General features: G+C 64.2%; 12 protein-coding genes. 5 read left to right on the top strand and 7 right to left on the bottom strand.

Going from position 1 to position 11,222, the window contains the following annotated elements:
* Positions 1 to 60: 60 nt before the first annotated feature.
* Complete coding sequence (locus NLM32_RS42295; protein ID WP_254134563.1) at positions 61 to 549, top strand: L-2-amino-thiazoline-4-carboxylic acid hydrolase; 489 nt, start codon at positions 61 to 63, stop codon at positions 547 to 549.
* Positions 549 to 815: a hypothetical protein gene (locus NLM32_RS42290; RefSeq protein ID WP_254135548.1), complete on the top strand. Its 267-nt coding sequence runs from the start codon at positions 549 to 551 to the stop codon at positions 813 to 815. Before NLM32_RS42295 ends, NLM32_RS42290 begins: the two co-directional genes overlap by 1 nt.
* A 9-nt stretch (positions 816 to 824) precedes the next feature.
* On the opposite strand, the gene NLM32_RS42285 is transcribed toward NLM32_RS42290, so the two are convergent.
* The 6 genes from NLM32_RS42285 to NLM32_RS42260 form a co-directional block, all read right to left on the bottom strand.
* Positions 825 to 1,280 carry an NUDIX hydrolase gene (locus NLM32_RS42285; protein WP_254134562.1) on the bottom strand — a complete coding sequence of 152 codons (456 nt, stop codon included), beginning with the start codon at positions 1,278 to 1,280 and terminating at the stop codon, positions 825 to 827.
* Positions 1,281 to 1,353: 73 nt separating this feature from the next.
* A complete protein-coding gene (locus NLM32_RS42280) occupies positions 1,354 to 2,145 on the bottom strand; it encodes a shikimate dehydrogenase (RefSeq protein WP_254134561.1) in 792 nt (263 codons plus the stop codon).
* Between the two features lie 4 nt (positions 2,146 to 2,149).
* Positions 2,150 to 2,977 carry a carbohydrate ABC transporter permease gene (locus tag NLM32_RS42275; protein WP_254134560.1) on the bottom strand — a complete coding sequence of 276 codons (828 nt, stop codon included), beginning with the start codon at positions 2,975 to 2,977 and terminating at the stop codon, positions 2,150 to 2,152.
* Complete coding sequence (locus NLM32_RS42270; RefSeq protein ID WP_254134559.1) at positions 2,974 to 3,849, bottom strand: carbohydrate ABC transporter permease; 876 nt, start codon at positions 3,847 to 3,849, stop codon at positions 2,974 to 2,976. Before NLM32_RS42270 ends, NLM32_RS42275 begins: the two co-directional genes overlap by 4 nt.
* Before the next feature lie 33 nt (positions 3,850 to 3,882).
* Positions 3,883 to 5,235 (bottom strand): ABC transporter substrate-binding protein, encoded by a 1,353-nt coding sequence (locus NLM32_RS42265; protein ID WP_254134558.1) that lies wholly within the window; start codon positions 5,233 to 5,235, stop codon positions 3,883 to 3,885.
* 32 nt (positions 5,236 to 5,267) lie between these two features.
* On the bottom strand, positions 5,268 to 6,032 hold the full coding sequence (locus NLM32_RS42260) for a FadR/GntR family transcriptional regulator (protein WP_254134557.1): 765 nt from the start codon (positions 6,030 to 6,032) through the stop codon (positions 5,268 to 5,270).
* A gap of 170 nt (positions 6,033 to 6,202) precedes the next feature.
* Here NLM32_RS42260 and NLM32_RS42255 point away from each other — a divergent pair, with 170 nt between their 5' ends.
* Together NLM32_RS42255 and NLM32_RS42250 are read left to right on the top strand one after the other, a co-directional pair.
* A complete protein-coding gene (locus tag NLM32_RS42255; protein WP_254134556.1) occupies positions 6,203 to 7,630 on the top strand; it encodes a sulfatase-like hydrolase/transferase in 1,428 nt (475 codons plus the stop codon).
* Between the two features lie 204 nt (positions 7,631 to 7,834).
* Positions 7,835 to 8,257 (top strand): RidA family protein, encoded by a 423-nt coding sequence (locus NLM32_RS42250; RefSeq protein ID WP_254134555.1) that lies wholly within the window; start codon positions 7,835 to 7,837, stop codon positions 8,255 to 8,257.
* 9 nt (positions 8,258 to 8,266) lie between these two features.
* Here NLM32_RS42250 and NLM32_RS42245 read toward each other — a convergent pair whose 3' ends face one another.
* Complete coding sequence (locus NLM32_RS42245) at positions 8,267 to 9,358, bottom strand: enolase C-terminal domain-like protein (protein WP_254134554.1); 1,092 nt, start codon at positions 9,356 to 9,358, stop codon at positions 8,267 to 8,269.
* Positions 9,359 to 9,549: 191 nt separating this feature from the next.
* Between NLM32_RS42245 and NLM32_RS42240 the strand changes: the two genes are divergently transcribed.
* The gene (locus tag NLM32_RS42240; protein ID WP_254134553.1) at positions 9,550 to 11,112 is read left to right on the top strand and encodes an adenylate/guanylate cyclase domain-containing protein; all 1,563 of its coding nucleotides are present in this window, start codon (positions 9,550 to 9,552) and stop codon (positions 11,110 to 11,112) included.
* The last annotated feature ends 110 nt before the right edge of the window (positions 11,113 to 11,222 follow it).

Genomic DNA, 11,222 nt, shown 5'->3' with positions numbered 1-11,222 from the left:
GCGTGAGGCCCGCGCCAGATCTGGTTCTCATCGAAGCACCGAAGACGAGCAGGCGACACCATGAGCATATCCGTCATCGAACAGGCAAAGATCCAGGCGCAGGTCCTGGTGCCGCTGGTCAAGGCGCTGCAGGCCGAGCTCGGCGAGGCGCGCGCGAATGCGCTGGTGCGCAAAACGCTCGGCGATCTCTATCGCGGCTTCGGCGAGGCGTTTTGGGCGGCGAAGAACGAGGCCAATCTCGGTCAGGCCGTCGCCTCCGCCTTCAAGACCTACGCGCGCGACGACGCGCTCGCCTATGACGTGATCGAGCAGACGCAGGATGCATTCGCGTTCGACGTGAAGCGATGCGCCTATGCCGAGTTCTACAAGGCGCTCGGCGAGCCGGAGCTCGGCTTCCTCATGGTCTGCACCGCCGATTTTGCGACGGCCGCAGGGTTCGGCCCCGACGTCAGGCTCACGCGGACGCAGACCATCATGCAAGGCGCCGATCATTGCGACTTCCGCTACCGGCGCGTTGCGGACGGATCGAAGGGAAGGGACAGTGAATGATGCGGACGATTTGTCTTGGGACTTGCCTTGGGATTTGTCTTGCGGTGACGGCTCTCGCGCTGATGGCCTCGAGCGCCAATGCGGCGATCATCGATTGGCAGGCCGAGATGCAGCGCTGCCGCGCGGTGCGCGAGAGCGTGGCGCCACTGCTTCAGGCCGGCGAGGGCATATCCGCCGTCGGCCGTTCCAACAGATCCGTCCGTCGCTGCATCTGGATCCAGCGCATGGCGGTCCGCAAGAAAATCCCCGGCGCGGAGACATGGTAGGCGCAACCGTCAGTCGCGCCTGAGCAGCAAATCCTTCAGTCCGCCCGGATAGAGGCTCGGTCCGTCAGGCACGTCGAGATCGGCGAGGTCGAACCAGCGGGCGACGATCTCCTCGCCATTATCCTCACGGAAGTCGATGCGGTCCTGGCCGGCGAACGCGTGCTGCGGAAACGCGACCTCGGCGATGAACATCACCTCGTGCCCGGTCGCGCCCTCGTGGACATAGATGTTCTCCATCATCAGCGGCTCGCCTGTGATGGCAATGTCGATGCCGAGCTCTTCGTTGAACTCGCGCGCAAGCGCAGTCCGCCAGCTCTCGCCGAACTCGATCTCGCCGCCGAGCGGGCGCACGCCCTTGATCCGGCCCGCATCGTCGCGCACCTCAGCCGCAAGCAGCCGCCCGTCCCGCCAGTGCAGGCCGATCGCGACGACGCGGATATGGGGACGAGGGCGCCATGTGGTCATGGGCCATCGATAGTCGGTGCCACATGCTTTCGCAACGAGGGAAGAGGCGGAAATGTCTCCCCGTCATCGGTACCTAGGCCTCGCCCCGCCAGAACGCTGTCTGCAGCGGCAGCTGCTGCCGGATCATCGCCACGCCGTCGACGACCTTCAGCCCTCGCGCCGCGCAGGCTTCCATGAACCCGGTGCGCCGGCCGGCGATGATGTCGAATACGGCGCAATCCTTCGGCAGTTTTGCCGGGTCCATCGGCAAGGCATCGGTCGCCTTCAGGCCGAGCGAGGTCGCATTGACGCAGAGACCGGCGTCGTCGAAGCGCGTCTCCAGGTCGATGTCGAGATCCGGAAATTGGCCGCGGAGCCTTGCAGCCAGCGCCTCGACCGGTCCGGGCACCTCGTTGAGGATGCGCAGGCGCTTTAAGCCGCCCGCAGCCAGCCCATGGCAGATCGCGCGGCCGGCGCCGCCCGCGCCGATCACCACGATGCGGCGCTCGGGGTCGAAAATGCCGGCCTCGCGTGCGGCATTCAGGAAGCCTTCGCCGTCGTAGGACTCGCCGACGAGTTTTCCGCCCGCCTCGATGCGGATGGTGTTGACCACGCCCTCGAAGCTTGCTGCGGGCCCGACCTCGTCGCAGAGCTCGAACGCGGCCGGCTTGTGCGGGATGGTGATGTTGAAGCCGGCGGTGCTCGGCGATTTGGCCAAGGTTCGGATGGTCTCGGCGAGGTGCTTCGGCGCCACGTCCATCACCACCATGTGCCAGTCGAGGCCCTGCTCTTCGAAATAGGGCGTGTAGTAGCGCGGCGCGGCGACATGGCTGGAGGGGTGGGCGAGGATGAAAACGGTGCGCGAGGCGCCGGTCGGATATTTCATGAGGTCAGCCTTTGACGGCACCAGCCGTGAGCCCGGAGACGAGATAGCGGCGCACCGCGAGCGAGAAGATCAGAACCGGCGCCATCACCAGCGAGCCGCCGGCGGCGATCTTACCCCATTCCCAGCCCTCGTAATTCATGAAGTTGACGACGGCGACCGGCGCGGTACGCGCATTGGTGCGGGTCAGGATCAGCGCGAAGAAGAAGTCGTTCCAGGCGTAGAGGAAGCACAGGATCGCGGTCGCGGCGATGCCGGGCGTCACCATCGGCAGCACGATCTTGGTGAACACCGTGCGCGTCCGCGCGCCGTCGACCAGCGCCGCTTCCTCCAGCGAGACCGGGATGGTGTCGAAGAACGGCTGCATCATCCAGATCACCAGCGGCAGGTTGAAGCTGGTGTAGACCAGCACGAGGCCGGTGATGGTGTCGAGCAAGCCGATCCAGCGATAGAACAGAAAGAAGGGAATCGTGAACGCGATCGGCGGCGCCATGCGTGTCACCAGGATCGCAAAGGAGAGCGCATGCTTGCCGCGCCCCGCCCAGCGCGACAGCGCATAGGCCGCGGGCACGCCGAACAGCAGCGCCAGTGCAGTTGAGAGCGATGCACTCAACAAGCTGTTGACGAAGGAGGCCGAGAACGCGCTGTGCCAGAGCGAGATGTAATTCTGCAGCGTCGGCGTGAAGATCAGCGGCGGCGGGAACTGCAGGATCTCGTCGTTGGTCTTGAAACTCATCTGCAGCAGCCACAGGAACGGTGACAGCAGAATGAGGAGCGTGACGGTGATGGCGACCAGCCGGCCCGGCGTTGCCTTGCGCAGCGACGACTCGCTCATGCCAGTGCCTCCTTGCGCCGTCCCATCCAGACCAGCCCCAGGCTGATGCCGCAGACCAGGAGCAGCATCACCACGGTGACCGCGCTGGAATAGCCGATCTCGTTGGTGTCGAAGGCGAGGAGATAGGCATAGTAGTTCGTGACTTCCGTCACCGTGCCGGGGCCGCCGCCGGTCAACAGGAAGATCAGCGGAAACGCCTTCACGCTGTCGATCAGGCGGAACATGCCGGAGATCACCAGGATCGGCGTGATGAAGGGCAGCGTGACGTACCAGAAGATCTGTAAGCGGTTGGCGCCGTCGACGAGAGCGGCTTCCGAATATTCGTCGGGAATGGTCTGCAGCGCGGCCAGCACCATCAGGAAGGTGAAGGGCGTCCATTCCCAGGTGTCGGCGATGACGATCGCGGTCAGCGCGAAGTCGACGCTCGATGTCAGCGCCGGCAGCGTGACGTGCAGCGCTTGAGCCGCGTAATAGAGCGGACTGATGTCGGGCGCGTAAATCAGCTTCCAGATCACCGCGACCACGATCGGCGGCAGCACCATCGGAATGAGGAAGAAGGTCCGCGCGAATTCGACGAAGCGTGACGGCACGTTCAGGAGCAGCGCGAGCAACATGCCGAGCAGCACCTGGAACAGCACGCTCGCGACCGAGAGCTTGGCCTGGACGGCCAGCGAGTTGACGAAGCGGGGATCGCCGGGCAGCAGGCCATAGTTGCGCAACGGCTCGCTGAAATCGGTGGCCGAGCCCGGCGTCGTCAGCTGGAACGGCGTCAGGCTGGTCACGATCAGATAGATCGCCGGCAGCACCGCCACCGCGAACAGCACGATCAGGCTCGGGGTGAGCGCGAAGGCGATGAACCTTCGGCGCTCCAAGTCAATTCCGCTCTCGGTCAATTCCGCTCTCGCTCAAAGCTTCGTCCCGGCGCGGCGGAGTGCGGCGATGGCCTGGTCCTGGGCCGCGTTCATGGCGTCCTTGGCCGGCAGTTGCCCGGTGGCGACCTGCTCGAACGCCTTGTTGAGGACGTCGCCGACGATCGGAAATTCCTTCGACGTCCGATAGGCCATGTAGTTCTCGCCCTTGCCGGGCTGCTCCAGCACCTCGAGATAGAGCGCGCCGAGGTCCTGGCCGTTCACCGTGTTGAGCTTGCGATAGTCGTCGCTGGTGATGATCGAGCGGCGGCAGACCGAGGAATGGCCGTGCTCTCTGACGAGCTTCATCGAGATCTCGGGCGAGAGCGCCCATTTGATGAATTCCCACGCGGCCTTCTGGTTCTTGGCGTTCTTGGGAATGCCGAGGCCCTGGCTGTTCGAGGCCGGATAATCGTGCACGGGACCGGCGGGCGAACGCACCACGCGCGAGGTCTCCTTCACCTTGCTCTCGTCGGAGAGCAGGATCGGCGTCACCCAGGCGCTGGAGTGGATGAAGATGTTGGCTCGGCCGGTCAGCATCGCTTGCCGTGCTTGGTCCTCCGTGTAGGTCAGGACGCCCGTCGGCGCGCTCTTGAGGAGCTTCGCGTAGAACTCGACGCCCTGGATCGCCTCGGGTGTGTTCAGCGCCGGCATGACGTCGCCGGGCGGATTCTTGAAGATGTTGCCGCCAAAACCCTGGATGTAGGGCGGCAGATTCCAGTTGTGCAGGAACCACGACACCAGGCCGCTGACGCCATCGGTGCCGTTGATCTCGGCGCAGACCTGCTGCAGTTCGGCGAAGGTCTTGGGGATCTTCAGCCCCTTCTTCTCCATCAGGTCCATCCGCGACAGACCCATCAGCATCGCGCCGCCTTCCCAGGAATAGCCGTAGGTCGCGCCCTTCGCGTCGCGATAGGGCACCTGTGCACCGTCGACGAAGTCCTTCGGATTCCACTCGGCCGGCGTCAGGTTGGCGTCGCCCGTGAACTCGTCGAGATTGGCGAGCAGGCCTGCCGCGATCCAGCGGGTCGCGAGCGTGAAAGTGACGTTGACGAAATCATAGGCCGAGCCGCCCGAGGACAGTTCGAGATTGGCCTGCTGGTTGTAGACCGGCAGCGCCGAGAGCTGGAGGTCGACCTTCATGCCGGTCTTGTCCTCGAACTCGGGAATGTATTTCGCCAGCAGCGTGAAGAAGCGGTGCTGGAACGAGGCGCCGTGCAGCGTCACGCCCGCAAACGGCTTCGTCTGCGCGATCAGCGGCGCCGGGAATACGGCCAGCGCGGCGCCCGCGGCGCTCGCTTTCAGCAGTTTGCGGCGGGTGATCGAGCTCGCGCGCGGTGCGTTTGTCATGACGTTCTCCCTCATTACTATTCTTGTCGGCTTCAACGCGTCCGCTTGGTCCGGATGGTCTCGTCCTCGGCGTCCTTTTTCTTCTGACGCGACATGGCCGTGACGATGTTCTGTTCGGTGAGATCCATCAGCTTGTGCATGGCCTGGCGCGCGCCGTCGGCGTTGCGTGCCCAGATCTCGTCGAGCACGGCGCGGTGATAGGGCAGGCTTTTCCGCGGGGCGCCCGGATTGGTGCTCGACAAATCGAACGACATGCGCAAGGCGGCGGCGACCGTCGCGCCGAAGGCGATCAGGAAATCATTGCCGGTGGCGATGAGAATGCCGCGATGGAATTGCAAATCGGGCTCGGCATAGGCGACACGGTCCATGCCGGCCGCATCCATGCCGCGATAGGCGCGCTCGATCCGGGCAAAATCCTCGTCGGTGCCGCGCACGGCGCAGATCGCGCAGGCCTCGGGCTCGACGATCCGGCGAACCTCCAGAATCTGCTTGGCGAACTCCTGCGTCGGCAGCGCCGACAGCGTCCAGTTCAGTAACTCCTCGTCGAGCATGTTCCAGTCGAACCGGGCGCGCACATGGGTGCCGGCCTTCTGCTTCGAGGCGATCAGTCCTTTCGCTTTAAGCAGCGACAGCGCCTCGCGGATCGAGGCGCGGCTGACATCGAAGCGCGACGCCAGCTCGATCTCGCGCGGCAGCGTGGTGCCCTCGCGCCAGACCCCGGTCAGGATCATCCGCGCCACCTCGCGGGCGACCTGGGCGCTCGATTGCGGGCTGTCCTTGTGAGGAGATTTTGCCACGGCGATCCCGGATTCGTGGAATAAAATGTCTGATTTATTGCGCGTGACAGAGAAGAAGTGCGCTTAATCGTGCTTCCTATCGCAGATAATCAAACCCGGACTGGTTTGACAAGAATTATTATGTCAGACATATTTTCCATTGACTCATCGCCGCGCAGGACAAAGCAACCGTGACAAAGCCCCACATCATCCTGGTCATGACCGACCAGCAGCGTTTCGACACGATCGCCGCGACGGGCCATCCCTATATGAAGACGCCGAATCTCGACCGCCTGGTGCGCGAGGGCGTCTATTTCGACAATTGCTTCATCAACGCGCCGAGCTGCGTGCCCTCGCGCGCGGCGCTGTTCTCCGGCCTCTATCCGCACGCCTCGGGCGTGCTGAAGAACGGGCAGCACTGGCAGAAGACCTGGGTGAGCAAGCTCGGCGACGCCGGCTATCACTGCGTCAATGTCGGCAAGATGCACACCATCCCCTATGATGCGAAGGCCGGCTTCCACGAGCGTTTCGTGGTCGAGAACAAGGATCGCTTCTTCGAGGGCCGCTGGTTCGCCGACGAGCTCGACAAGGCCTTTGCCGCGCACAAGCTGACAAAACCGTCGCGCGCCGGCTATCGCAGCCTGCCGGACTATGGCGACCGCATGGGCGCCTTCACCTGGGAGATGCCGAAGTCGCTGCACCCGGACATCTTCGTCGCGGAGACCGCGATGTGGTGGCTGGAGACGCGCCCCAGGCCGGAGGCGCTGTTCATGCAGATCGGCCTGCCCGGACCGCATCCGCCCTATGATCCCTTGCCGGAATATCTGGAGCACTATCTCGCCCGCAACGACCTTCCGGTGCCGCAGCCGACCGAGGCCGAGATCGAGGGCCTGCCGGCCTATCTGAAGGAGAAGCGCCGCCACGACACGGAAGTGGACCACGACGCCGTGTCATGGAAGCTCGCGCCGACGCATGAAGAGATGCGCCGCCTGCGCGCGCACTATTATGCCAACGTCACCATGATCGACGAGCAAATCGGCCGCCTGATCGAGACGCTCGACACCAAGGGCTATCTCGACAATTGCGTCGTCATCTTCATGTCCGACCATGGCGACAATCTCGGCGAGCACGGGCTGAGCCAGAAATGGTCGATGTACGAACCGGTGACGCGCATCCCGCTGCTGTTCTGGTCGCCGAGCCTGTTTTCCGACGGCCGCCGCATCCGCGAAAAGTGCCAGCTGTTCGATCTCGCGCCCACCATTCTCGATCTCGCCGGCGCAGAGCATCCAAAGCCGTTCCAGGCGCGCAGCCTGCTGCCGGCGCTGAAGGGCGAGGACTGGACCGGCCGCGACTTCGTCTTCTCGGAGCAGGCCGGCGACGTCGCCATGACCGGCGCAAGGCTGATCACGATGGTGCGCGACGACCGCTGGAAGGTCGTGTTCATCCACGGCGCCGAGGACGGGCAATTGTTCGATCTCGCGACCGATCCGCTCGAGCAGCACAATCTCTGGGGCGTGGGCGAGCATGCCGGTGAGATCAGCCGCCTCAAGGATGCCTTCATCGACTGGCGCCAGAACAGTTTGCTCGAGACCATGGACCTGAACGCCGCAGCGCGGTGAGTGAGGATTTCACCGCATCATCCGTCCCGTCATTCCTCGCAATGACGGCGCTGGGAGAGCGATGCGCGCAAGTCTTGATCCGCTACCGGCCGCCTGCCATTGTCCGCTCATCCACCACGGCCGTGAGCCTTGGGAGGTCGAGGTTGCGGCGTTCGTCGAAAAGTGTCGCGCCGCCGGATGTGAAAAAGAGGGTGGGTTATCGACATGAGCAGCGTGAACAAGCCCGGTGGAAACTACTTGCCGGTGATCATTCATGGCGGGCTTGCGTATGTCAGTGGTCAGCTGCCGCGTCGCGGCGAAGATCTGCTGTACGCGGGCAAGGTCGGCGCGGGTGTCGATATCGGGGCCGCACAGGAGGCCGCAGCCCTCTGTGCCGATCTCTGCATTGCGGCCATCAACCACGCAACGGGCGGAGAGGACAGGATCGTCCAGGTCCTGCAGCTCGTCGGATACGTCGCTTCAGCGCCTGGATTTACCCAGCAGTCGCAAGTCATGAACGGAGCCTCCGACCGGCTGATCGAGCGCCTCGGCGATCGCGGTCGTCACACGCGCACGTCCGTTGGCGTCGCCGAGCTGCCGCGGGGTGCTCCGGTCGAGCTGAGCATGATTGCCGCCGTTCGGTCGTAGCAGGCCGCCTTATGCGACGAGATGTTTTGCAACCGCCGCCTCGTCCCACGCAATCCCGTTGCCGGGCTCCTCGCTCGGCAGCGCAAAGCCGTCCTTGATTGTCAGCCGCGTCGCAAGCACCGCGTCGGCCCAGTCGACATATTCCAGCCAATGCGCAGTCGGTGTCACGCACAGCAGATGCGCGCTGACCTCCGAGAACAGATGCGTCGACATCTCGATGCCGGCGGCATGCGCCAGCGACGCGGCGCGCAGCCAGCCGGTGACGCCGCCGATGCGCTGCACGTCGGGCATCACGTAGTCGCAGGCCTCGGCTGAGAGTGCGGCTTGCATCGAGAACGCGCTGTCAAAGTTCTCGCCGATCTGGACCGGCGTGCGCAGCGCGTCCGCAATGCGGGCGTTGCCCTCGTAATCATCGTGACGGATCGGCTCCTCGATCCAGGTCAGGCCTTCGTCGTCGAGCATCTCGCCGCGCCGGATCGCTTCGGTCACCGTCAGCGCCTGGTTGTAGTCGCACATCAGCGTCACCTCGTCGCCGACGGCCTTGCGCACCGCGCGCACCACGGCGAGATCGTCGCGCGCATCGGGCCGGCCGACGCGGATCTTCGCGGCGTGAAAACCCTCGGCCAAGAGCTTGTGGGCTTCCTCGACCGCGGCGCCTGCCGGCATGATGCCGAGCCCCTTCGAATTGTAGGCCTTCACCGGCTTCGGTGCGCCCCCAAGCAGCCGCGCCAATGGCAGGCCGCGGGCGCGGGCCAACGCGTCCCACGCCGCCATGTCGATGCCGGATTGCGCCAGTCGTTGCAGGCCGGCGAGCCCGAGCAGGATGAAGCGCTGGGTCAGCTTGCGCTCGATCTCGAACGGCAGCAGCTCGTCGCCGGCGAGCAGCTCCGACATTTCCGTGACCATCGCGGTCAGCGGCTTCAGCGCCGACGGCGTGATCGAGAACAGATAGGCGTGTCCGACCGCACCCAGGTCGGTTTCGCAATCGATCAGCACCAGCGGCGCTTTCGCCACCGCGCCGGTCGAGGTCAGAAGCGGCAAGTTCATCGGCACGATCACGGGGCGCGCGTTGAAGCGCTTGATGCGGATGGTTTCGGTCATGGGATCTCCCGGCGGTATGAATGCAGGTTCATGCCCGATCTTAAACACTCGCCATGAAACGAAAAGGTGCCTGGCCCGACCACCATAAAATGGGGTTGCGCGGGCGCGCGTTTATGGGCTCTGTGCAGGCCGCATGCCGTGCCGCAAATCCCGGGGATTTGCGACAAGAACGCACACAACGGAGCCATCAAGTGAAACAAGAGATCTCCGAAGTACAGCGCAAGCACGGCATCCTCATTGGAGCCGTGGTCGCCTTCCTTCTGCTCGCGCTGCCGCTGGCCGTGTGGCTCGACCTGACGGAGCTGAACAAGACCGCGCTTCGCCGGCAAACCGCCGATCTCAATTCGGTCATATCGAGCGTGCGCAGCTACTATGCGTCCAACGTGGTCGGGCGCGTGCTGGCGAACCCGAACGGCTCGACCAAGGTCGTTCACAATTACGAATCCGTCCCCGGTGCGATCCCGATCCCGGCGACGCTGTCGCTCGAGCTCGGCCGTGTCATCGGCGCGCAGCAGGAGAACATCACCTACCGCTTCGTCTCGGACTTCCCGTTCCAGAACCGCGCCCCGCACCAGCTCGACAAGTTCGAGAAGGATGCGCTGGCCGCGCTGCGCGCCGATCCCGAGCAGAAGATCGTCGACACCGAAACCTCGCTGTTCTCCGACAAGGTCCGCCTGGTCGCGCCCGTCATGATGGGCCCGGCCTGCGTCAGCTGCCACAACAGCCACCCCGAAAGCCCGAAGAAGGACTGGAAGGTGGGGGACGTCCGCGGCATCCAGGAAGTCATCATCGCCCAGCCGATCGCCGCCAACATCTTCTCGTTCAAGTTTCTGCTGGCCTATTTCCTGATCGCCGCCGGCAGCGGACTTTCCTTCCTGTCGTTGCAACGCCGTCAGGCACGCCGCATCAAGGGCATGAACAAGGAGCTCGAATCCGCCAACGACTTCCTCGCCTCGCTGTCGATGAAGATCTCGCGCTACATCCCGCCGCAGGTCTACAGGAGCATTTTCTCGGGCCAGAAGGACGTCACCATCCACACCGAGCGCAAGAAGCTCACGATCTTCTTCTCCGACATCCAGAACTTCACCGCTACCACCGAGCGGCTGCAGCCCGAATTGCTGACCCAGCTGCTCAACGAATATTTCACGGAGATGTCGGCGATCGCGCATGAACATGGCGGCACCGTCGACAAGTTCATCGGTGACGCCATGCTGATCTTCTTCGGCGATCCCGAGACCAAGGGCGACCGCGCCGACGCGCAGGCCTGCCTGCAGATGGCCTGGCGCATGCAGCAGCGTCTCACCGAGCTCAATGCGAAGTGGCGCGCCTCCGGCATCGAGCAGCCGTTCCGCTCGCGCATGGGCATCAATTCCGGTTATTGCAATGTCGGCAATTTCGGCAGCAGCGACCGCATGGACTACACCATCATCGGCGCAGAGGCGAACCTCGCCGCCCGGCTGCAGTCGATCGCCGAGCCCGGCGGCATCGTGCTGAGCTATGAGAGTTTTGCGTTGGTCAGCGACATCGTCCGCGCCCACGCGCTGCCCGCGATTACCATGAAGGGCATCAGCCGCGAGGTGATTCCCTATTCGGTCGATGCGCTCAACGATGCGGCGACCGAGCGGAGCGGGGTGATCACCGAGCGAGCGCCCGGGCTCGAGCTCTATCTCGATCCGGTCGTGGTGAAGTCGGGTGATGCCGCGCGGGTGCGCTCGCTGCTGGAGAGTGCGCTGGCCGCGTTGAAGCCGGCGTGAGGATGCGTCGTTCTATTGAGAGAGTCCCTGTGCGGCACCCCTCTCCCTAACCCTCCCCCGCAAGGGGGGAGGGAACATACCTTCCTCGTGGCGGATGACTCGATTCATTA

It is taken from the genome of Bradyrhizobium sp. CCGUVB14 (genome assembly GCF_024199935.1).
Taxonomy (GTDB): Bacteria; Pseudomonadota; Alphaproteobacteria; order Rhizobiales; family Xanthobacteraceae; genus Bradyrhizobium.
Note: the sequence above shows the minus strand (reverse complement) of the source record. Positions and strands in the feature narration are given on the sequence as shown.

Bases quoted from the DNA above. Each gene is read 5' to 3' on its own strand.
- NLM32_RS42295 (WP_254134563.1), top strand. From the start codon at position 61: ATGAGCATATCCGTCATCGAACAGGCAAAGATCCAGGCGCAGGTCCTG.
- NLM32_RS42265 (WP_254134558.1), bottom strand. From the start codon at position 5,235: ATGACAAACGCACCGCGCGCGAGCTCGATCACCCGCCGCAAACTGCTG.
- NLM32_RS42245 (WP_254134554.1), bottom strand. From the start codon at position 9,358: ATGACCGAAACCATCCGCATCAAGCGCTTCAACGCGCGCCCCGTGATC.
- NLM32_RS42280 (WP_254134561.1), bottom strand. From the start codon at position 2,145: ATGAAATATCCGACCGGCGCCTCGCGCACCGTTTTCATCCTCGCCCAC.
- NLM32_RS42285 (WP_254134562.1), bottom strand. From the start codon at position 1,280: ATGACCACATGGCGCCCTCGTCCCCATATCCGCGTCGTCGCGATCGGC.
- NLM32_RS42250 (WP_254134555.1), top strand. From the start codon at position 7,835: ATGAGCAGCGTGAACAAGCCCGGTGGAAACTACTTGCCGGTGATCATT.
- NLM32_RS42275 (WP_254134560.1), bottom strand. From the start codon at position 2,977: ATGAGCGAGTCGTCGCTGCGCAAGGCAACGCCGGGCCGGCTGGTCGCC.
- NLM32_RS42290 (WP_254135548.1), top strand. From the start codon at position 549: ATGCGGACGATTTGTCTTGGGACTTGCCTTGGGATTTGTCTTGCGGTG.